The sequence below is a fragment of the Paenibacillus auburnensis genome, assembly GCF_927798115.1.
Taxonomy (GTDB): Bacteria; Bacillota; Bacilli; order Paenibacillales; family Paenibacillaceae; genus Paenibacillus_AQ; species Paenibacillus_AQ auburnensis.
The window spans coordinates 90703-112846 of record NZ_CAKMMG010000009.1 but is presented as its reverse complement, the minus strand read 5'-3'; the positions used below and the strand labels follow the sequence as shown (position 1 = coordinate 112846).

The following is a 22144-nucleotide window of genomic DNA, read 5'->3' as shown; positions in this document are numbered from 1 at the left end:
TGTTTACACCTGTTGCAGCTTGATTCTAAAAGTCCTGATCTCGTAAGGCCGGATTTGGAAGGACAAGCTGTCCTCCCGCCATTCCCCCTGCGGCTCCTCCATTAAATTGCACTCCTGCCAGGATGCGATGGAATAGGCGCTCTCTATGCGCACCTGAGTCCGCGAACCGGCATATTCATGCAGGCGCAGTACAATATCGGCACCATCTTCCGAGCGCTTGACGGCATCGACCAGCACATGTCCGCCTCCGATGGAGAACAGCGGCTCGCCTTCCAGCTGTCCGGGTACAGTACGCAGAGGATTGTTAAGCTCCCAAGCCTCCTGAACCACTCCGCCTTCCACAAAATCACCGGTATGCGGATAAAGCGCATACGTAAAGCTGTGATGCCCCTGATCCTGCTCCGGATCGGGATGAACGGCCGACTTCAGCAGGGTCAGCCGCAGTACACTGTCTTTGATGTCATAGCCGTATTTGCAGTCATTCAGCAGAGCTACGCCATATCCTTTCTCACTGACATCGGCCCACTGGTGGCCTACCGTTTCGAAACGGGCGTAGTCCCAGCTCGTATTCCAGTGAGTCGGCCGTTTGACATTGCCGAACTGGATATCATAAGTCGCTTCCAGCGCGTGGATATCGACCGGGAAGGCCGCCTTCAGCAGCTGGTTATGCCCCTTCCAGTCGATGACAGTCCGGAAATCTATTCTGGCCGAATCACGGTAGAAGATGATGTCCTGGGTAATCACTGAACGGTGATACGTCCAGGTCATGCGCAGCACCGCCCGCAGCGGACCGTTCTCGGTCACCCTGCACTCTGTAAGCTGCGAGATTTCCGTCATCTTCTCCTGATAGAAGATGTCGATGTCCCAGGCCTCATAATCCAGCGGCTTGTCTTCGAACACTTGGAGCACATTGCCGCGCTGTCCCGGCGCCAGAAGCTCACGGTCATTACGCCGGTCACGTATCGAGATGAAATGGCCCTGGTCATTCCAGACCGCCTCAACCAGCGGTGTGGTCAGCCGGCGGCCGGCAATCACCGCGAGCTGCCCCGCTTCCGAAGCCAGGGTATTCATCGGCTCTGATACAAGCACCGCTGTGCCAAGCGCAGGCACGGAAGGAACATACACCAACCTGCCTCCGTCTGCCGTCCGCTGCTGCTCCAGCAGCTTCCCGGCACGGTCCCGGATAATGGTCGGGCCATCGGCTTCGCCCGCCAGTTCAAGATAACGCGGGCGGTCCCAGGTCGAGCTGTTTAGCAGCGTGAAGTATTCCGTCCCCTCAGAACCGCTGCTACAACTGCCGTCCTTAGGGCTGCCGTAGCCGCTTTCTTCCCCGCCGCTGCTGCCGTTAATTAAAGCCAGCGACCGGGCCTCACCTTCCGCATATTCAAGGTCACTGTCCTCGTACACCTCTTTGATCGACGAACCCGGGATAATGTCATGGAACTGGTTGCGCAGCAGGATCTCCCATATCCCGCGCAGTTCCGCCGCAGGATATGCCGTTGCTAGATCGCCGCGCCTCACACCGGTCAGCGTATGCAGCCACTCCGCATCGCGGAGCAGCAGCTCCAGGCGGCGGTTGTATTTTTTAATGCGTGCTTGTGAAGTGTAGGTGCCCCGGTGGCATTCGAAGTATAATTCGCCGTTCCAGGTATGCACCTGTGATTCAGCATCGCGGATACGCTTATGCAGCCCGGTAAAATACTCCCCCGCGCTGCCCGTCTGAAGCTTCGGCATCCCCGGAAGCTTATCGAAACGCCGCCGAAGCTCCAGCATCTCCCGCGTAGGCCCACCACCCCCGTCACCCCAGCCGTAAGCAAACAGCAGATGATCGTTGATCTCCTTATCCTGATAGGAGTTCCAGATTCCGCGCAGCAGCGCAGCCGTCATCCGGCCGTTATACGTGTACGCATCCCCGTTCTTCTCCGAGGTTGTGATGAAATGCGTCAGAACCTCCGAACCATCCATCCCCCGCCACCAGAAGGTATCATGCGGCATCCGGTTGAACTGGTTCCAGCTGATTTTGGTCGTCATGAAGGTGTCTATGCCCGACCTCCGCAGAATCTGCGGCAGCGCCCAGCTGTAGCCGAATACATCCGGCAACCACAGGTATTTGCTCTCGATTCCGAACTGCTCACGGAGATAGCGCTTGCCCGTCAGAATCTGGCGGACCAGCGACTCGCCCGACGGAATATTGCAGTCCGCCTCCAGCCACATCGCCCCTTCCGCCTCCCAGCGCCCTTCCTTGATCCGCTCTGTGATCCGCCCGAACAGCTCGGGATAATCACGCTCCAGATAGTCGTACAATTGCGGCTGTGTCTGCAGGAACTGATATTCCGGGAATTCCTCCATCAGCCGTAGCACGGTTGAGAAGGAACGTGCCGTTTTCTCACGCGTGTGCTTCAGCCGCCACAACCAGGCAACATCAATATGGGTGTGCCCCAAGGCCGTAATCGTCACATCAAAGGTTCGCGGCATGGCCTCAACCGCCTGGTTCAAGCTGGCATCTGCCCGGTACAGCGAGCGGATATGTGCCTCCGAGCCCGGCTCCGACCAGTCAATTTCATTGAATGCGTCATTCAGCGCCTTTTTCAGCCACTGCTTCTCCGGCTGGTCGCTGCCGAGGTAACGGAAGGTGTCCAGTGCCGCCTGCGACATATAGAACAGATCATCGACCGTCTCATCCAGATAACCCAGCATCGCCTCACTGATCCGGTGCTCCTGAACAACGGGCGGCCCTCCGCCCTCCAGACCTGACCATAACCGAAAGGCCAATTCCACAGTCTGTCCGCCCAATTCATCGCCAAAAATAACTTCCCGGTGGTTGTTATCCACACCCTGATAAGGCGCCCCGTTCACAAACAGCAGTGATTCGAACCCCGAGTTGTTGAAGCTCCCCGACTTCCCGAAATCAAATCTGCCTGCGAGCTTAAATCCCTCTTTAGCTTCGGGCAGTACCACCACGGCACGCAGCCAGACATAACGGTCCCGCCCGCGCCAGTGTTCATGCAGCCTGATTGTGCCATCAAACGCTACTGTACCCGGATAAACACCATTAGCCCCGTCCTCATCCTCCGCAAGCTCCAGTTCCGTAAGCTCCAGAACCTTGAGGTATCTGTACTTTCCGAGTTCGGCCTGGCGCCGGACCAGCTTTTCTTCGGTCAAAAACATCCTCTTCACCCCTTGTATCCGCTTTCACATCGCCACTATAGCAAATCTCCGCGCTCAAAAACTATCCATTAATTGCTGTAATAAACCGCATACATTGCATTTTTTGCTTTTTTGGACCTATAATACATGTAAATTATAAAATAAGGCGGCGAGAGCATATGCTTGAAAGCGACCTGTTATATGAGCAAGGGTATAGCGTACGCATCAACACTCCGGCTGACCCGCTTTTTTATTATTTTGACTATGACCAGCGGTCCCACAATATCAATATGGAGTTTCAGCATGACCACGATTTCTACGAAATTCATATTCTGCTCGATTCCCGGGCCACCCATATCATCGAAGGCAACATACATGCCCTGCGGCAATATGACATTGTTCTGCTTCGTCCGTTCCGGCTTCACATGACCCAGTATCCCGTTGGTCCGCCGCACAAACGGCTGATCATCAACTTTGCCGTGCCTACAAATACACCCGGTTTAGAAACCGCTCACAAAAATATGCTGCTCCCTTTCGCCGAAGAAGTGCCGATCTACCGGTTAACGGGCGAGCCGCGCAGAGCTGTGTTCGCCCCCCTTAACGCCATCTTTACCTTGTCACACGACGTTTCACCGCTCAACCCGGTGTTGATTCACAGCCTGTTCCAGCAGTTTCTGTGCGCTTTAACCCAGCAGCGGGAGATGAACAGCTATGTACTGGAGGAAATCGGGAACGCGACCATGCAAAAAATATATTCCATCACCGCATGCATCCATAGCCGCTACAGCAGCGAGCTCACCCTGGATTCGATCTCCAGAGAGTTCTATATCAGTCCCTACTATTTGTCGCACCAGTTCAAAGCGGTCACCGGCTTTACCTTGACTGAATATATCCAGATGACCCGCGTCCGCAAAGCCCAACAGCTGCTGATTCACACCCGGCACAAAATCTCCGCCATCGCCGAGCAGTGCGGCTTCAACAGCTTTTCGCAGTTCAACCGCATCTTCAATAAGCAGAGCGGCATGTCTCCGTCTGCCTTCCGCAAGCAGCAGGCCTCCTCCGGGGCATTCGCTCCCACACTATCTTACTGACAGATGGAGCACTGAAATCCTTGTGATAATGAAAAAAGCTTCTGAGCTGCCCAAAGGGCAATTCAGAAGCTTTTTTACATCGTATGCGGTCGAGAGGACTCGAACCTCCACGGTATTGCTACCACACGGACCTGAACCGTGCGCGTCTGCCAATTCCGCCACGACCGCAAAGTAATGTTTATTGCAGTGCAGGAATTAATATATCATGAATTCCGGGACTTCGCAAGCTTTTTTTATTTTCGAAATAAATTCTCTCCAATGAAGCGCCCGCCACCCTGCAGCAGCACTAACTCAACTGAGGGTTGGTTTTCCTGCGAGGTTCCCCCTCCTTCCATCGCTGTTCATTTTGCCGGATGGAATTATAATGAAATTACGACGTCGAATTCAAATTCGGGAGAAGAAAAATATGATCAGCAGTGAAATAGTAGGCAAGCGAATCGCCATGCTCCGCCGGGAAAAGCAATTGTCACAGGAGCAGTTAGCGGAGCAGCTGCATGTCAGTGCCCAGGCAGTGTCCAAGTGGGAAACCGGCAAATCGCTGCCCGAAACGGCTACCCTGCCGCTGCTCTCCGGCATTCTGGGCCATTCCATCGACAGCATTCTGCTGCCGCAGGAGCTCACGGTTCTGTCAGCGGTGTATACCGATGGATACCAACAGCAGGATGTCACTCATTTTGTTAACCAATTCATTACCGGCAGCAAGCTTAGTTTAACCATCAGCGACCAGAGCTTCCCGTAGTCCATTCATAGCGACCGCTGCAAGCTGCTTATCGTCAAATACGAGACGCCCGCCGGTATCTACTCCACTTACGTGCTGAAAGACCAGGTTCTGGCGATCGACGTGCATTCGAAAGGCTATACCCTTGGCAAAAGCGAGCTGGAGATTGTCCATGCCGCATACGGCAATGAACATGCCAGCCGGGATGTGCTGGGGAAGATGAAGCATTATGCGTATTTTCAGTGGCCGCATTTTACGGTAGATCAGGAGCTTTTCCCTAGCGGAATGGGGCATGAGGGCAACGAGTATCTGCTGCTCGTCTATCTGAATGCAGACGGAATTCATGCGCTCAGCTGTATGGAGGGGGAACAGGTCCGCTACAGTTCTGACCGGACGAGACTGTTTGCGGGCGGGTCTTCCCGTGAGCATTACATCGCAGAGAACGTAGGCCGCCTGGGCTTTGGTAAGGGAATGGATTGTTCGTGGGCAGGGGCGCTTTATACCTCGCTGTCCGCTATGGGTATAGATACCCGCTATGAGGAGGTTATGGGAGTTTCCGGAGCCTGCTGGCGGATAGCTTTTACACCGGTGTGGGACTACAGCTCAGCAGATGCTCTCGTCGCCTATGACTATGCTGCACCAGCCTTCAGTGCTTATGGGCTTAAGGCCAGCTGGGCGAACCGGCTTACACCTGAGGAACGCAGACGGGAGAAGCTGCAAATCATGGAGAGCCTTCATAAACATCAACTTCCGGTTGCCCTGAATCCAAGGGTCGCCCCCGAGTGGGGAGTCATTACGGGATATCTCGATGACGGCAGCACCCTGCTGTGCCGCAGCTATTTTGATGACGAGACCTTTAGTGAGCTGCAGGAGGATCCGGAATTCCGGGAAGCTATGGAGGCCAGCAAAGGGTATTTGTATGTAGACCATTGGCCGTATAAGCTGCTCTATATTGAAAAGCATGGCCCGATCCGGCCAGCGCTGGACAGTCTGTATGCCTCCCTCCAGGTGAAGATGGACTCTATGCAGGCTGGAGAGAATCATGGCTACCGGCTGGGATACAGCGCTTTGGCCGCCTGGGCGGAGGGCCTGCTTGATCACGCCTGGTACCAGGCAGCCGGTGCCGAAACGTTCACACGCCGCTACAGCGTGAATCACTTCTGCCTGATGGCACTGAACGATGCCCGGAGAAGCGCTGCCGCCTACTTGCAAGCCTCGCTGCCGCTTTTGCAGGACCCGTCCGCTTACGTGATCTTAAGCGAAATGACCACCGTATATGAACAAATATACGCGCTGCTTGATCATTTCTTCAGCCATATGAAGGAACCGGCCGCCCTGCAGCAGGCCCAGGCTTCCCTGAAGCAGCTGTGGGATCAGAGTCAGCGGGAGCAGCAGGCGGAGCTTCTGCATACCGTGGCTGCGCTCGAACACCGGGGAGATGAGCTGGCCGGGCGGCTGCTTGGGTATAGAGAAGAATCGGAATAAGGAGTACATTCCGGGGCAAATAGGGATGTTCCAAGCCGCCATTTTCCGGCTTATGGGACATCCCTTTCCTAGTGCGGTATTTATTTAGTATCTAAACCTTCTTCACCGGACGCAGTACCGCATATCCGTAGCCTTCCGGGAAATGGCGCTGATAATCCTGCTTCTCGTCCTCATCCCAGACATAGCCCATTACCTTTGGATTGTAATTCCAGGCTACCTCTTCTACCGTACGCATGACCTCGCCATTATCCTGCAAATAATTAAACGGCGGGTGGAAAAAAACAAGGTAATCCGAGGCCGGAATATCCCGGCACTCCATTCCCGCAGGGATCTCTCCGGCATAATCCGCCGGTACAGGAATTCCGTACAAATATCCCTTTTGTCTGTTCTGGTAGAACCATCCGGCCGTCTGCCCCAGCTGTCCTTCGAGGGTGTGGTGGGACATACTCTCCAGCGTTCCCGACACTTCGTCGCAGTCATGGCCGTTATTCCAGAACCCGCCGTAGTCGGCAGAATCCGGGTCCCAGATTCCAATAAATTTATGGGCCGGTATGAATTCAAGATTGATCTCCGCAGCCTGCATATGAACCTCTTTCATCTTTTCCCGCTCCTTCATCAAGTAATGATAAGGAGAGAATACCTCGGCACGAATGGCGAGCGGAATCGGTCTCCGGGAGATGCGGTAAGCTTTGGGTGTTAACTTAAACGCCTTCACAAAAGCCCGTGAGAACGCCTCTTGTGAAGAAAACCCGTACTTAACGGCAATATCCAGTATGCGCGTGTCCGTATCGCGGAGCTCCAGGGCGGCACGGCTGATCCGGCGCAGCCAGATATAATCCCGGATCGTCATTCCGGTCAGGGCATGGAACTGCTTGGTGCAATAATACGGGGAATAGCCAAGCTGTTCCGACATTCTGGGAAGCGTAGGTGCAGCTGTAAGATCACTGTCAATCCAATCGATCATGAGCTGGACCAGCTCGTTCCATTCAGCCATTGAAGTTTCTCTCCTTTCGCTATTGATCTTAGCAAAGAAGAAAGTTCCAGATTTGATCTCAATTGCAGTCCTCTAGCGCCCTTTTATATATCACTCCCTTGTGGCGGCAGCTGACGCATAGCTCATCATAAAATCTACCAGGGACGGAGCCGGCAGCGGTCTGCTGATGAAGTAGCCTTGAAGCTCATCGCTGCCAAGATTGCACAGCAGGTCGAACTGTTCCTTCAGTTCCACGCCTTCGGAAACAACACGCAGACCGAGGTTGTGGCTGAGTTCGATGATCGCTCGGACCAGTGTATCGTCGGAAGCCCCTGGCTGAATACCGGCTACGAAGGAGCGGTCAATCTTGATAAGATCTACCGGGAAGGTCCGCAGGTAGCTCAGCGACGAGAAGCCGGTGCCAAAATCATCGAGCGAAATGCAAAAGCCCATGCTGCGAAGATCTGCGAGAGAGGTGATGATGGATTCGTCCGACATCAGCATCGTCTCGGTAATTTCCAGCTCCAGGCTGTCTGCTGTAAGCCCGTTGTCTCCCAGCGCCTCCGACAATTGCCCCGGCAGACCGGGCTGCATAAGCTGCAGGCCCGAGATATTGACGGCTGCCTTCAGCCGGATGCCTTGATCTTTGAAGCTGCGCAGGTCTGCACAGACCTTGCGGAGCACCCAGTTACCGATACCGAGGATCGACCCGCCAGCTTCAGCCAGCGGAATGAATTCAGCGGGTGACACCGGCCCGAACGTTGGGCTTTTCCAGCGCAGCAACGCCTCAACCTTGACGATATCAAGCTTCGATGCCGAGAGAATCGGCTGATAATGCATTTCCAGCTCGCCGTTGTCGACGGCGGAGCGCAGCTGTCTCCCGATCACCTTTTTGCGGCTGAAGGCCTCTTCCAGCCTTTCCGAATAGCGGAATATATTGTTCCGTCCGTTCTCCTTGACCTGAAACATCGCCAAATCGGCGGCCTTGACGAGAAGCTCGGCATCCTCTCCATTCTGCGGATAGATGCTGACCCCGATGCTCGCCGTACTATGGAATAACTGGCCGTTCAGCGTATGCGGTTCAGCCAGCACCTGCTGGATTTTGGCGATCTGGGCCTGGATATCCTCTGTACCGGAAAAACGGGAGAGAAGAATCGTGAACTCATCCCCGCCAAGCCGGGACACCAGATCATCCGGTCCTACTGCACCGGCTAGCCGGCCCGCGATCTGCTTGAGGACCGCATCCCCGAAGTCATGCCCCCAGGTATCATTGACCGCTTTGAAGTGATCGAGGTCGATGAACAGCAGAACAATCTGCCGGCCCTGGAGCTTGGCCTTCTGAATAACCCGGTTCAGCGTCTCAAAAAAGAATGCGCGGTTCGGCAGCTGGGTTAACGGGTCGACCATAGCCTGCCGGTGCAGCTCTTCCTGTGCAGTTTCGAGCGAGGATATCATCCGGTTGAACTCCACTTCTACCTCACTGAGTTCATCCCGTCCCCGGATATCGAGACGGATCGACAGATCATGGCTTTTGCCAATCATCCGGATCCCGCGGATGAGAGCCGCCATCCGGGACAGAATGGTACGTTTCACAAACAGCAGGCTGAGCACGCATATACCCAGGGTGGAGATCACGAAGAACAGCGTGAAATTAGCCATCGCTTTTTTGCCGATTTCATAAAAATGACGCGACTGTTCTATGGAAATCACGATTCCCGGGTTGCCGAACAGATCGTAGATAACGGCATGACCCTCCAGCCGGTTTTCGGGCAAATAACTCACCCATATGTTCTGCCCCCGGCTCTCCTTCAGCAGGTCACCAGAAGCCTTCTCTACGGTTATACCGGACGGACTAAGGGCCCCGATCCGGCTGATCTCTGTATCATCCAGCTTCCGGCCGGCCACCGCCATCCCGGCGGCGGGACCTGTCATATCATTGTGGAGAACAGGCTGTAAGGTAATCAGCATGGGACTGTCATTCAACATGACTAATCCGGAGAAACGGTCCTCTGGTTTCGTAAAAGGATCCAGCCGTTCCCGGATATCGCCAAAAAGACTGACAATTTCCCGTGTCACCGGTATTACCGTCTCTCCGCTGTAGTCATACAGGCCGCTATAGACGGGACTGCCGCTCCGGTTGATCAGTGCCATAAGATCAAACCGGTTGCTCTGAAAAGTCCCCTCGTCATAATTGCTGAGAATATAGGAATTCTGCAGGTCCCCCGACGTTCGGGAGGAGACATAGTCATAGGTCTCGTCCCATGCCGAATAATTGAGCATCGTCTCGTTCATACCCTGAAGCTCCGATTCGTAGGTCTGGATGATATCGGACATGCGCCCTTCCAGCGCTTCCTGGTCTAACTCCGTGAAGCGGTCCAGAAAAATCTCCTGCGAAATCACATATGTAGAGGCGAGGGCGAGCAGAGAAATAGTTATAATAAACAGTACAATCTTGGTCCGCAGCTTCATGATAAATCTCCTAGGAAGTCGATTTCAAAATAGTAAATCTGACGAGCAGTGTAATCTCTCTCTACTAATATCGACGATTCCGCCCGGAATGTATAGACTTATAACGGAATAAACACACATGCCGGGCCAACCTCCTGAACTCCATGTGCATTATCATAGAAGCCGGCGGCAAATTCCAGGCCGGCTTAAGAGAAATAGCGGCCCCGAAAGAGGCCGCCTGATTCCATTTCCGGTGAATTACCGGAAGATATACTAAAACTTATGGATAACTTACGCCTTACGCCTTACCCCTTCAAATCCAGCACCAGCACATTGACTGAGTTCGCCGGCAGGTTAAGAATGACTGTGTCCTTCGCGAGTGATATTTCGCGCTCCTGCGGAACAATTCTTTCATTATTCTTCTGATTGACGTTAGGCACATGGACTAGCGGGGCGTCGCCGGTTAACGTAATCAGCTTCGCAGCAGATTCTACGTCCAGTTCCTCAAGCTTCAGCTCTGTCGCCTTAGCTACATCATCCGGATTAACCAGCTTCACGTACACATGCTCCGCATCCTTGGTGACCGAGTTAAACACTTCGCTGTTGTAAGCCTCCAGCTTGTAATCGAGAACCTTGCTTGCCGCCCGGCCGTCTGTATACGAGCAGATCAGATCGCTGCCGTCAGCACCGCCATAGTTCACAGTAATTGTGTAATCGGTGTTGTCAGCGAGAGCTTCATAGCTGGCCGCTCTCAGGTTGCCCGCCGCCGTACTGGAGGAGTAATCCCCGAGTGTATAAGCCTCTACACCATCCTTGAAGACCTTGACGCCGGTAGCATTGCCGCCGTAGCCGATGGCGTATTCGAGGACATTTTTATGTTCTGCTGACATATCCGTTAACCCCACACCTACGTAGAAACCGTCTTCGCCCGCAGCCTTCGAGGCAATAACTTCCACTGTATAGTCACTCCAGCTGTCGTTCAGGAGGTACAGACCGTTCCGTCCGCCGCTTTGCGCCTTCAGCACAAGACCTTCGCCGGCTTGTAGCGAGCTGCCTGCAGAACCCGGGATCACCTGCCAAGCCGGATTCAGTTCCCGGGTGAAGTCTTGCTCAAGCAGTACACTGCCGTCCTTGTTCGAGGTTACAGTCACACGTTTCACCAGCACCTCAGCATTGCCTGCGGCAATTTCAATGCCGCCGTGCGGGATCAGCGCTGCGGGCTTACCGTTTTTGTATGTGGAGAAGGAGGTTGCCAGTACTTTATTGCCCAAATATTTAGCGTAGAGCTGCTGCACATAATAGTTCGGCGTGAACCAGACGGTCTCATCATCAAACCAGATGCAGTCCGGTGTCCAGCGGTACGTGCCGTCCGTCAGCACTTTGTTGAACAGCGGAGCATAAGCGGCCAGCAGCACGACATCAGCATTATTTTCAAAGCCGGTCATGACCGCAGCCTCGGCGACTGCGCCGGCCAGCGTATTTTTATCTGTGGAAGCATATTCTCCGACAAAAACCTTGGAGGTTTCCTTCCAGTCTATACTGCCGTCTGCCTGATAAGCTCTATAGTAGTAGTTATACCGGTCTGCGTTCTTGAGCAGGTACTCATTGGAACGGTAATAGTGCTCGTCTGCAATAGTATCCATGTAGTTCGGCTGATCCTTGTACCAGGTCACCGTCTCTTGAATGACTTTCTGCCCGTCGGCAAAAGCAACCTCCGCCGAACCGCTCAGATTACCGCTGAGGAATTTCCAGCCCTGCTGATAGGCATCGTCATCCGCCTGTGCACCGACTGTAGAGATAATGTGCAGCGTGTACCCCGGATAATTCCGTTCCATGTAAGCATCAATAGAAGTCTTGAATACTTCAAAGTTAGCGAAGAATTCCGTGCCCCAGTTCTCATTGCCAACGCCCAGGTAACGCAGGTCAAACGGCGCCTCATGGCCCATTTTCCGGCGCATAGCCGCCCACTCATTGTGCTCAAAGTCCATACTGATGGCAAAATCGATCAGATCGGTAAAGTTCTTGATATAGTAATCGCGGAGCTCCCCGCCTGCAGGGTGGGCATAGTCCGAACGGGCCTGGCACAGCACGCCGCAGGCCATTACCGGAAGCGGAGTAGCATTCAGATCTTCAGCCAGCTGGAAATATTCCATATAGCCCAGACCCATGGTCATCATGTAGCCCCAGACGTTAAAATTCTCTTTGCGCAGCTCAATGTCGCCGATCGAATCCTTCCAGTCGTAGACATTCTCCCAGATGAAGGAACCCTCGGAAATACAGCCGCCCGGGAAGCGCAGGAACTTCGGATGCATATCGACAAGCGCATTCACCAGATCTTTTCTCAGCCTGTAGTTCGGGTTGCCATTATAGTTGGAATGGGCCGACTGCGAACGCGGTTCTTCTCCCGCACCCCAGACATCACGCGGCATGAGTGAAACCATATCGATGGAGATCTCACCGGCAAAAGTCAGCGCCAGCTGGCCCAGAACTGTAGAAGAGCCCGTTAATACGATCCCCGGCTCCACCCCGTATTTCTTCCAGGTGTTCCCGCCTTCAACTTCTACGGTAACCGAATCACTGATTGCAGCGCCGTCCGTATCTTGAAGCTGGAGCGTGATTGTACCCTCCGACTCCGCCTTTGCCCAGATCGTGAAATCATACTTCTCACCCGTCTTGACCGACATCGCACAGTGCTGGTTGGAATCGGCAAACCCGCGGTTACGGATCGTTGCGCCGTCCGCTACTGTCACGTAATAGGAGTTTACGTCCTTATCGGTGATCCCGAAGAATTCATTTAAGCCGTCGTGATGCTGCGGAGCCATCTTGTCTGTATCACCGGACCAGGCGAACAGCGGCTCCCGGTTCCGTCCGGTGGAGCAGCCGCATTCGCCGGAGGCATGGGAGTAGGTATCGAAGGCAAAGGATTCGAACGAACGGTTCTGCACCAGCTCCGCATAGATCCCGCCATCCGCCGCATTATTAATGTCCTCATAGAACAGGCCGTACATCACTTCGCTGACATCCAGCACTTCCTGATTGCCATGGATGGTCAGCGTGTAAGGCGGCAGATGCTGCGGAAGCACGGAGACGGCAAAGCTTTTCTCGATCAAAACTGCACCTCTGCTTAAACCAGCAGTAATGCTTACGGCCTGCGCCGCGTCTATCTGCTGAATCTGCCCCTGATTAGACAGCACCGCAGGCTGGCTCGATGCCCAGGTTACGTTCACTTTTCCGCCCATCAGCGCTGACGGCAAAGTCAGATCCTCCGTAACAATTGAGGTCGGGAACGACAGATACTTGTCTCTGGCCAGCTTCACGATCTCTTCATCTGTCAGGGACTCGCACATCACTTCAATAACCTCGTCCATCGACAGCCCGGCCTTATAAATCCGCAGATCGGAGAGCGATCCGGCAAAATCGGCATCGGCCTCATACTGCGAACGGCCAATAAAGTTCCGGCTATAGTTGCCGGCATCCGTAAATGATTCGAACCATCTGCGCAGCTGGGCGTAGTTGCCGCTGGAAGTCTGGCTGATCGAGCCGTCGGCCACCGCTTCCCCGTTCACATACACCACAGGACCCGCGCTGCTTAAGGTGCCGCCTTGGGTCCCGAGTACAGACAGGGCAATGTGCATCCACTCGCCCCCGGCGAAGCCCCTGCCCGGATCAACAACCAAATCGCCCCCGGCCGACAGCGTCCCGCGCAGGTTACGAGTCAGGAACAAGTAAGGTCCTGCTTCCCCCTTGCCGAAGTCAAAAATTCGCTCCCAGACATTCGCACCCTTACCGAAATTAACCCACGCTGCTACCGTCACGCCCGTGTTGTCGCTTACATCCTTAAGCAGATCAGCAGGCAGCTGGACGAAGGAAGTACCGCTGGGCCCTCCCGCAAACGTTACAGCCATCCGGCCGTTCACCTCCGAGACTGCTGGTGGCACTTGGCCGGAAGCCACTCCGTCCCGCCCCTGGCCGGAGCTGTCTTTACCGGTATGTACTGCATCCTCGAACTTGTAATGGGCAATGATCTGATCGCGGAAATTCGTCATTATGGTCTCTCCCTGTCATTTATTTAATATAAATATAAATCAATTTATAAATATAAATAGTATATTGATATACTACCCTATCCTGCGCTTATTTCTCAACTGTTAATTGTGAACAGACCGCATCATTTTTTTGTCCGGATAGCACAAGCAGTCTGCAATTCCCTGTGTACTATAGAAGTAAATAGGAAGGCGAGGTGATCCTTGATGGGAAATTCAGCAAAAGTCCGTAAGCAGGCCAAACAGCTGAAAGGCCGCAAGGTCTGCATTACGCTGCAAAACGGTCAGACGTACGTAGGATGGATAACCGGCTGTGAAAAGGAGGCTGTGATCCTCTCCGCCGGGCCGCGCTCCCGTTCCAAACCGGGAAGAACACCGTCCCGCGCAGAGCGGGCGGAAGTGTCCGCGTTTATGCCGCTTCTGGGGCCGCTGCTTGGCGGCATGGGCGGTATGGGCGGAGCCGGCGGTGCCGGGGGCGCGGGCCTGGGCGGCATCATGGGCGGCGGACTCCGCTTCTTCGGGATGATTCAGCGGGCAATGCCTGTCGTGAAGATGGGCTACGGCATGATCAAGCAGATCCGACCGTTTATGGAAGGGCTTAAGGGACTCATGGGCAAATAACAGCAAAAGGACTGTTCCGTTCGCCATAACATCGGCGGTTTGGAACAGTCCTTGTTTAACTACTATTATCTTAAGTTTTGGGCAGATAATAATTTCCGGTGCATTTTAAAATAATTATCTATTTTCCCCTTTTGGTTTACGTACCTTTTCCATTTCAAGCCCATACTTAAACCCATGATTGCACAGGATAATTGGTGCAAGGATTAACAAATAGGAAACTTTAATGTGAACATCTTCTATTCCGTCAATAAGGACAGAAATACTAAATAAAAGACCACTCTCCCAAATTACAAGTTTACCCATTTCCAGTGCAGGGCCTAAATTCTCCTTATACTTCGCCTGTTTTTTTAAGAACATATGATTGAATATAGTGACAATTACTGTAATTAACATATATAAGATTGCAAGGGTGATATAGCGGTCATTCTCTTTAACATCATGTGAAGCAAGGGTTTTTATGACAATCATAAGGTAATCCACAGAGGTTAGACCTATCAAGAAAGGAAAAACACTTTGTATAACAACTCCTAACAATACCGGCTGCAGCAATCCAACTCTATCAAACATTCTCACCCTGTTGAGATACCATATAGTCACTACGTTAAGCAATATCAGGGAGACCAAGCCAAAATAACGAAGTAGAATAAGAACGAATATTAAATAACCGATAAACAGTAAGATATTATCAACGTCTCTTTGGGTCACTATAACTTCAGTATGTTCAGGCTGGCTGCTATTATCCATATGTTATCCATCCTTTCCCCTTTGCTTCTTTCAAGTACACCCTTTACATATATATCGGATTTATTACTAATACCATTATACAAATATGATAATTACTGCCAAATAAAAAGAAACCGGAACTCTTATGAAGTCGGTTTCTTAATAATGGTATTTTCAATTAATTGTCTTTTTACACGTTATTTATCATTCTTTAGTTCATATACAAGTTGACCCACTCGTAGTATCTGTCCTTCGTAACGCTCCCCAGTACTGCTACATACTCCAGCGGCTCTATGGTTCCGCCTTCAAACTCTAAGGATGCTTTCTTTGCTGGTTCGTCCCTGTAGGTGATCCAGTCCAGCTGCTTCTCTTTCAGTTCTACCATTTCGTTCTCCGGTAACTGCTGCTTGAACTCCTTATAAATTTCATTTAGAGCCCTATCTCACCGTTCGTACTCTTCATTCGCAGCCTCTCTCATGGATGAGGTGACACCGGAATCATATAAGCTTTGCAGATCCTTGAGTCCTGCTTCTATAGCATCCAGCTTGGCGAGATATTCCTGCTTGCCGCCGGAGGCGGCAGGCGTTTGTTAGCTGGCCGGGGATGCAGCCGCTGGAGACGCAGTCGCCTGTTCGCCTTGACTAGAATCGCCCGAGTCCGCATTATTAGCGCCGTTATTGCCGCAGCCGGCGAGTACCAGAGCGCATACTATTATCGTTAACAGTATTGTTTTTCTCATAGCATCTTTCAGCTCCCTTTGGGGTTATAGTCTAACGTGAACTTATGGATGATATCCTTAAGACGGAGCCGGGAGGCAGATTGTTACTATACGTATTACTTAACCAAAAAACCAAAGACACCCGGCCGGGGCCAGAGTGTCCTTGGGTTGTAGCTTATAATCTCATGCGCTGCCTGTACTACACCTGCTTGAATTCAATCCATTCAATCTGCATACCCGGCTTAATATGCTCGAACTTCATTTCATACAGGCCTGCTTCCAGCTCAGCCTTATTCAGCTTCAGCTGAATCCAATTGCCATCCGTCCCGTTCGTTTGAACGGTTGTCAGCGTCTGGCCGTTAAGGGTCACGTTGCAGGCGCTCTGCGCCAGCTCAGTGTCCGGAGACATCACGCGGGCGAAGAGCCGGTACACACCGGCCTGTTCAACCTTCATGAGGGTCCCTCCCTCAGCCGCCAGTCTGATCTGCCCTTGCCCGGACACGGATTGTGCCTGCTCCTCTGACAGTGCGGGATTAGCGGTGAAAGCTTCCACAGTCTCTTCAATCACCTGATCTCTGGAGAACACCGGTGCCTGCATAATAAACTCGCAGATATTGATGGCATTGCGCTGCAGCTCACCACGGGTAAGCGTACCGTCCGCCAGGGATTCAATCGTATTATCGCCATAGGCATTAGTCTCTGCACCATAGTTGCTAACCACCATGTACAGGTCATTCTGGGCGCGGACCATCCAGTTCGTAAACTTGCGGTCTGGAGCTCCTCCATCAACAACATCGTTCATAACCGCCCACCAGTCGGTCATCACAATGCCTTTGAAGCCCCATTCCCCGCGCAGGATCGTGGTGTTGAGGTCATAGTTCGACGCCGCCCAGTGGCCGTTCACCGGATTGTACGAAGTCATAATTGAGTTCGCACCGCCCTCTTTGACGGCAATTTCGAAGCCTTTCAGATAAATCTCGCGCAGCGCGCGTTCAGACACCACCGCATCAACCTTGCTGCGGTATTTCTCTTGGTTGTTGCAGGCAAAATGCTTCAGAGTAGCATTAGAGCCGCCTGTATGGATCCCGCGGGTGCAGGCAGCAGCGAATACTCCGGAGATTAGGGGATCCTCTGAGAAATACTCAAAGTTCCGCCCGTTCAGCGGGCTGCGGCGGATATTGAGGCCTGGTCCCAGCAGGGTATCGATGTTGTTTCTCAGCAGTTCTTGGCCTTCCATGACATACAGCTCTTCAACCAGCTCCGCATTCCAGGTTGCCGCAAGCAGCGTACCGATTGCTACCTGGGTAGCCTTCTGGCCACTGTCCATACGGATACCGGAAGGGCCGTCCGATGTACAAGCCACCGGAATCCCGTAGCTGAACAGCTGGTCGCTCACGCCGCCGAAGGCCGAAGCCGTACCTGGCGTAACGAGCGGACTGCTCATACCTTCGCCTCTCACCAGCGCAGCCAGATCCTCATCGCTCAGCTGGGCGATGAATGCCTCCATGCTGGCTTTGCCTTCATGCACATCACGCAGCTTATAGCCTTGATCGCCGGTCTGCGGCAGCGTCTGCGGTAGATTCGTCTCAATGCGCTTCGCCATATCCACCTTCCGCTTCGGCGCTTCCACATAAGTCAGTTCATACGTGCCGTCTGCCTTGCGGGCTCCCGGCATCATTCTTGTAAAGCTCTGGGTCGGCGCCATTGCCTCCTGCAGCTGCTCCACCACTTCAAGCGTCTCCAGAATGTAGCCTTCTTGTCCTTCAACCGCAATCGCCTGTACCTTCTTCACGCTGGTTCCCGCATATAGACGGTAGGTTCCGGCTTCCAGTACATAAGCGGACGGATGCCCCGTCACTCCGGCGTCATCATAAGAAGCCATGGATTGGAGGGCGAAACTGAGGGTAATCCGCTCCGATTGACCCGGCTGAAGCAGTCCGGTCTTGCCGAAAGCCGCCAGCGCCTTGGCCGGTTGGCCCAGCTTGCCCTGCGGTGCTTCATAATAGACCTGTACAACTTCTTTTCCGGCATACTCACTGCCCGTATTGTTTACGGTTACGTCAATCGATGCATAAGTCTTGCCGTCTTTGACCGACAGCTTCGCTTCTTCCGGCTCTACACTGAAGGTAGTATACGACAGCCCGTAGCCGAACTCATATTGAACCTTCTCCGGGCAGAATGTTTCAAAGTAACGGTAGCCTACATAGATATCTTCCTGATACAGGTTGGTGAACTCATTGCCGTAATTGACAGTTGAAGGATAATCCCCGATGGAATACGCAATTGTATCGGTCAGCTTGCCGCTTGGTGTTACGTCTCCGGCCAGCATGTCGGCAATCGCATTGCCGCCTTCCATACCGCCCTGCCAGGAATAAATAACACAAGGAATCGGGTTGGCATAGCTATCGTCGTTCAGCCAGCTCATATCGATAATGTTCGACACATTCAGCACGACAATGGTTTGCTCGAAATGAGCCGTAACCTGCTTCAGCATCGCTTTTTCTTCATCATTCAGCTGATAACTGCCCGGCTCGTCGGCATTATCCTGGTCTTCTCCGGCTGTACGGCCGATGACGATGATAGCCTTGTCAGACCGGCTTCTGGCCTGCTGCACCAGCTCATCAGACAGCGGCATTTCCTTCTGATGCCAAGGCTCTGCAGCCCAGCCGCCTCCGCCATTGTCAAACGGATTTTGCCCGATCCACTGCTCATAGACCGCCGCCAGCTCCTCATTGACCTTAATATTCTTTTTACTGCGGAGCCCGTCCAGCAGATTGGTCGTATAGGCTACATGCACACTTCCGCCGGATCCGGTACCGCTGCGGTAATAGTTCACTTGGGTTCTGCCAAAAACTGAAGCGGTTTCGTTCTTGCGGAGCGGCAGTATATTCCCTTCATTTTTCAATAGGACTGCGCCTTCTGCAGCGACTACTCTGCTAAATTCAGCAAAGCCTTCTAATGGAATTCCAATTTTATCTGTGCTCAATTTGCTTCCTCCCGTTTCTCATGTCGCTATCCATTGCAGGTTCTATAGAAAGGCGGTACAGCCCTCCCGAAAATTCTAATTTTCCACGAACCTATGCATACCCTTACTATAAAGAATCCCCTTTCAAGAATCAAAGGTTTGATAGAATTGCTGCAAAGTTTCTTCAAAAAATGGCTAAAGCCCGCTCGGGGAGCGGGCTTGTAAATGTCGTCCAGACGGTACACACTTATTTGCGGCGGCTCTTCATCATCCGGTTGTACATGATCAGCGCAGCAATAATCATCCCGATCATCGCCACACTGCCTGCCGATTCCGGCGTCATCCCAAACATAAGACAAATGGTGTTTACCAGGGTCCTCGTCACCAGTGCGACCAAAATCAGCATAACCGGCCGCATGATATTATATCCTCTCATTTATGCAACACTCCCAGTCTATTTTTCAAAGCATACGGTGCTCATTCTATCCCTATTAGCTGCTATTATAGCATAATCAGGTATGCGGTTACATTCGCGCTTCACGGCTACTGCAGAGCGAAGGATGAAATAGAACGTTTTAATGCATTTCCGCAGAATACGGCCTGACAATTGAAAAGTTATGTTCCATATTCTCCGTTATTTTGTTACTTCTGGCGCTTTTCCCGATCTGCTATTCTTGATTTGCAACGACAATACAAGATTCACACAGGGAGGTTGTCGCTTATGAAAAAGAAACGTTGGCTCACCGGATTCACATCGCTGGTTCTTCTCATGGGGCTGCTTGCGGGATGTTCCGGCAACGGCAGCAATACATCCGCTTCAAATAATGAAAGCGCTAGCAGCACCGGTTCCGGTAAATCAAAAGATACGGTTACACTCAAAATGTGGGGCGGCGTGCCGCCGGAATCCGGTCCGCAGGAGGTTATCGATAACTGGAACAAGGAGCATCCTGAGATTCAAGTGGAGTATGTACGCTTCGTGAATGATGATGACGGGAACCTCAAGCTTGATACTGCTATGATTACGGGCCAGGATGTTGATTTATTCGTGAACTATACAATCTCCCACGCCGCAAAACGGGTAGAGTCTAATCTGGCGCTCGATCTCGGCTCATTCAGTGATTACAATATCGATGATAAGATGGGTGCGGATGCGGACAGCTGGAAAATTGACGGCAAGTATTACGGTGTCCCTACGACGAAAAGCTCATACTTCATTGCACTCAACAAAGATGCGTTAGACGCCGCGAATCTGCCGGTACCGAAGGATTGGACCTGGGATGAGCTCCGCGAATATGCGAAGAAGCTCCGAACCGGTTCAGGCTACGGATTCATTCAGAATATGGAGCCTTATGTCGATCCTATTGATTCTGTGCTGTCCCAGGAAGGATACACCAAGGCGGACGGAAGCTCCAATCTGGATCATCCCCTCGTTAAAAAATGGCTGGAAACGCTGAATGCGATGATGGTCGACGATAAGACTACACCGCCGCTCGGCGAGCAATTAACCTCTAAGATGCCGGTCGAACAAGTCTTTCTTAGCGGTGAGGTGCCGATGCTCAACATCGGGGCATGGCTGCTGAGAAGCTCCAACAACTTCACGGACTTCCCCCGTGATTTCAAAATCGCTTTCGCCCCTGTCCCCCGGCTAGCTGAAAGTGCGGACAAGTATGTGACCCGTGGTGGTTTAGGTGACTATATCTCGATCAATGCCAAATCCAAACATCAGGAAGCCGCTTGGGAATTCCTGAAGTGGTATGCCGACGGAGGCATGGCGCCTATGGCGGCAGGAGGAAGACTGCCGGCATCCAAGGATGCCAACCAGGAAGCAGCGCTGAAAAGTCTCTTAGGTGAAAAAAGCGACACCTATGATCTTGATTCTCTAATGTACGTCATGTTCGATAATACTACACCAACTTATGTGCGCAGCCTGCCGCAGGAGGTTATGGATCTGCGCTCCCAGGAGTATGAAAAGTATTTCCTTGGCTCACAATCGCTTGATCAGACCCTAAGTGCCATGGTAAGCCGGCATAATGAATATTTGAAACAGAACAAATAAGGAGGATTACCCTCACACCAAAGGGGGAGGAACCATGATCTATGGCCAGGCAGAGCTGCACAATGTGGAGGAACTGGTCCGCATAGAAGGACGGCCCGGGCTGCTGATGCAGCGTGTGCCGGAAACCGTCCGCTCCGGACTGCTGGAGAAGGGGCGGGAGCAAATCCGCAGAGCTACCGCTATTGAAGTCCGGTTTGCTTCAGCAGGCGGGGCCTCCATTACCTTGGCCAGCTATGGCGGTGCAAGCAAGGCTCAGGTGTTCTACGGCGACTATTGGATGGAGGATTATGTGATCGGGGAAACACCGCTGAGCATCCGCACGGGCGAACTGGAGCCAATGTTCCAGTTCAGGTCTCCCTGGCGGGAGCAAATTCCGCGGCAGTCCTTCGGTGCCATCTGGCGGATTGTAATCCAGGGCTACGAGGTCCATCTGGTCGACTTGGCACCGGAGCAGCTCCGCCCCCCGCTACAGCATGAAGTACCGGCGCTCCGGTATTTGGCTTACGGCACATCTATTACCTTCGGCCTCTCGGCTTCTTCCCCTGAGCTGTCCTATGTCAGCCAGACCGCCTGGAGGCTTGGAATGGATGCCGTTAATCTCGGCATGCCCGGCACCGCCTATTGTGAGCAGGCAATCGCCGATCATATTGCTGCCAGGAGCGATTGGGATATCGCCTCTCTATGCCTGTCTGTCAACATGCTCAACCAAGGCATCCCCGCCGAAGAATTCAGCGGGAAGGTGAAGGCCATGATTCATACCATCGCTTCTGCCCACCCGGGCAAACCGCTCGTATGCATCGGCCTGTTCCCTAGCTTTGCCGATCTCGGCTGGTCCTGGCCCGACCGGGAGATGCAGTCCACCAGCCTTGAATACAGGCAGGTGCTTAAGGAAGCCGCAGAGAGCTCCGGCTTTCCCCGAGTTTATTACGTAGACGGGCGGGACCTGCTGGAGGACTGGCGAGGCTTATCCCATGACCTGCTTCATCCGGCCAATTCCGGTATGATTCAAATCGGTGAACGGCTTGCCGGATTCATGCGTCCACTGTTGGCTGACAGACTATAGCTTGAATGGAGCGGGCATAGCCCGCTCTTTTTATATTGTCAAGGCATGCTGATAGAACAAATCTCTGTTTTTTCAGTGCGAGGACTGAGTTTC

Annotated in this window: 14 protein-coding genes, 1 tRNA gene and 1 pseudogene; 6 read left to right on the top strand and 10 right to left on the bottom strand. The window is 52.8% G+C overall.

Going from position 1 to position 22144, the window contains the following annotated elements:
- Positions 1-3: 3 nt before the first annotated feature.
- Positions 4-3168, bottom strand: a complete 3165-nt coding sequence (locus tag L6H70_RS23270; protein ID WP_236336532.1) for an alpha-mannosidase — start codon at positions 3166-3168, stop codon at positions 4-6.
- Positions 3169-3326: 158 nt separating this feature from the next.
- Here L6H70_RS23270 and L6H70_RS23265 point away from each other — a divergent pair, with 158 nt between their 5' ends.
- Complete coding sequence (locus L6H70_RS23265; protein WP_236336531.1) at positions 3327-4238, top strand: helix-turn-helix transcriptional regulator; 912 nt, start codon at positions 3327-3329, stop codon at positions 4236-4238.
- An 84-nt stretch (positions 4239-4322) separates the two neighbouring features.
- Here the strand turns inward: L6H70_RS23265 and L6H70_RS23260 are convergent.
- Positions 4323-4406 (bottom strand) — tRNA-Leu (locus L6H70_RS23260).
- Positions 4407-4644: 238 nt separating this feature from the next.
- Between L6H70_RS23260 and L6H70_RS23255 the strand changes: the two genes are divergently transcribed.
- Together L6H70_RS23255 and L6H70_RS23250 are read left to right on the top strand one after the other, a co-directional pair.
- The gene (locus L6H70_RS23255) at positions 4645-4977 is read left to right on the top strand and encodes a helix-turn-helix domain-containing protein (RefSeq protein WP_236336530.1); all 333 of its coding nucleotides are present in this window, start codon (positions 4645-4647) and stop codon (positions 4975-4977) included.
- 72 nt (positions 4978-5049) lie between these two features.
- The gene (locus L6H70_RS23250; RefSeq protein WP_236336529.1) at positions 5050-6441 is read left to right on the top strand and encodes a hypothetical protein; all 1392 of its coding nucleotides are present in this window, start codon (positions 5050-5052) and stop codon (positions 6439-6441) included.
- Positions 6442-6532: 91 nt separating this feature from the next.
- On the opposite strand, the gene L6H70_RS23245 is transcribed toward L6H70_RS23250, so the two are convergent.
- The 3 genes from L6H70_RS23245 to L6H70_RS23235 form a co-directional block, all read right to left on the bottom strand.
- Complete coding sequence (locus L6H70_RS23245; RefSeq protein ID WP_236336527.1) at positions 6533-7435, bottom strand: helix-turn-helix domain-containing protein; 903 nt, start codon at positions 7433-7435, stop codon at positions 6533-6535.
- 90 nt (positions 7436-7525) lie between these two features.
- Positions 7526-9883, bottom strand: a complete 2358-nt coding sequence (locus L6H70_RS23240; RefSeq protein ID WP_236336525.1) for an EAL domain-containing protein — start codon at positions 9881-9883, stop codon at positions 7526-7528.
- Positions 9884-10167: 284 nt separating this feature from the next.
- Entirely contained in the window at positions 10168-13908 is a 3741-nt protein-coding gene (locus tag L6H70_RS23235; protein ID WP_236336523.1) for an alpha-L-arabinofuranosidase C-terminal domain-containing protein, read from the bottom strand.
- Between the two features lie 204 nt (positions 13909-14112).
- On the opposite strand from L6H70_RS23235, the gene L6H70_RS23230 reads away from it, so the two are divergent.
- The gene (locus tag L6H70_RS23230) at positions 14113-14526 is read left to right on the top strand and encodes a hypothetical protein (protein ID WP_236336522.1); all 414 of its coding nucleotides are present in this window, start codon (positions 14113-14115) and stop codon (positions 14524-14526) included.
- Positions 14527-14640: 114 nt separating this feature from the next.
- Here L6H70_RS23230 and L6H70_RS23225 read toward each other — a convergent pair whose 3' ends face one another.
- The 5 genes and pseudogenes from L6H70_RS23225 to L6H70_RS23205 all read right to left on the bottom strand — a co-directional run bounded on the left by L6H70_RS23225 (position 14641) and on the right by L6H70_RS23205 (position 19368).
- Entirely contained in the window at positions 14641-15270 is a 630-nt protein-coding gene (locus L6H70_RS23225) for a hypothetical protein (RefSeq protein ID WP_236336521.1), read from the bottom strand.
- Positions 15271-15460: 190 nt separating this feature from the next.
- Positions 15461-15679 (bottom strand): annotated as a pseudogene (locus L6H70_RS23220) (lysozyme inhibitor LprI family protein); the annotation flags it as partial.
- A 159-nt stretch (positions 15680-15838) separates the two neighbouring features.
- Positions 15839-15988: a hypothetical protein gene (locus L6H70_RS23215; protein WP_236336519.1), complete on the bottom strand. Its 150-nt coding sequence runs from the start codon at positions 15986-15988 to the stop codon at positions 15839-15841.
- Positions 15989-16166: 178 nt separating this feature from the next.
- Positions 16167-18953, bottom strand: a complete 2787-nt coding sequence (locus L6H70_RS23210; RefSeq protein WP_236336518.1) for a glycoside hydrolase family 3 C-terminal domain-containing protein — start codon at positions 18951-18953, stop codon at positions 16167-16169.
- 226 nt (positions 18954-19179) lie between these two features.
- Positions 19180-19368, bottom strand: coding sequence for a hypothetical protein (locus L6H70_RS23205; RefSeq protein ID WP_236336517.1), 189 nt, complete (start codon positions 19366-19368; stop codon positions 19180-19182).
- 285 nt (positions 19369-19653) lie between these two features.
- Between L6H70_RS23205 and L6H70_RS23200 the strand changes: the two genes are divergently transcribed.
- Complete coding sequence (locus L6H70_RS23200; RefSeq protein WP_236336516.1) at positions 19654-20988, top strand: ABC transporter substrate-binding protein; 1335 nt, start codon at positions 19654-19656, stop codon at positions 20986-20988.
- A gap of 34 nt (positions 20989-21022) precedes the next feature.
- Entirely contained in the window at positions 21023-22051 is a 1029-nt protein-coding gene (locus L6H70_RS23195) for a GDSL-type esterase/lipase family protein (RefSeq protein WP_236336514.1), read from the top strand.
- The last annotated feature ends 93 nt before the right edge of the window (positions 22052-22144 follow it).

Bases quoted from the DNA above. Each gene is read 5' to 3' on its own strand.
- L6H70_RS23245 (WP_236336527.1), bottom strand. From the start codon at position 7,435: ATGGCTGAATGGAACGAGCTGGTCCAGCTCATGATCGATTGGATTGAC.
- L6H70_RS23240 (WP_236336525.1), bottom strand. From the start codon at position 9,883: ATGAAGCTGCGGACCAAGATTGTACTGTTTATTATAACTATTTCTCTG.
- L6H70_RS23235 (WP_236336523.1), bottom strand. From the start codon at position 13,908: ATGACGAATTTCCGCGATCAGATCATTGCCCATTACAAGTTCGAGGAT.
- L6H70_RS23195 (WP_236336514.1), top strand. From the start codon at position 21,023: ATGATCTATGGCCAGGCAGAGCTGCACAATGTGGAGGAACTGGTCCGC.
- L6H70_RS23230 (WP_236336522.1), top strand. From the start codon at position 14,113: ATGGGAAATTCAGCAAAAGTCCGTAAGCAGGCCAAACAGCTGAAAGGC.
- L6H70_RS23255 (WP_236336530.1), top strand. From the start codon at position 4,645: ATGATCAGCAGTGAAATAGTAGGCAAGCGAATCGCCATGCTCCGCCGG.
- L6H70_RS23265 (WP_236336531.1), top strand. From the start codon at position 3,327: ATGCTTGAAAGCGACCTGTTATATGAGCAAGGGTATAGCGTACGCATC.
- L6H70_RS23205 (WP_236336517.1), bottom strand. From the start codon at position 19,368: ATGAGAGGATATAATATCATGCGGCCGGTTATGCTGATTTTGGTCGCA.
- L6H70_RS23225 (WP_236336521.1), bottom strand. From the start codon at position 15,270: ATGGATAATAGCAGCCAGCCTGAACATACTGAAGTTATAGTGACCCAA.
- L6H70_RS23200 (WP_236336516.1), top strand. From the start codon at position 19,654: ATGAAAAAGAAACGTTGGCTCACCGGATTCACATCGCTGGTTCTTCTC.
- L6H70_RS23215 (WP_236336519.1), bottom strand. From the start codon at position 15,988: ATGAGAAAAACAATACTGTTAACGATAATAGTATGCGCTCTGGTACTC.
- L6H70_RS23270 (WP_236336532.1), bottom strand. From the start codon at position 3,168: ATGTTTTTGACCGAAGAAAAGCTGGTCCGGCGCCAGGCCGAACTCGGA.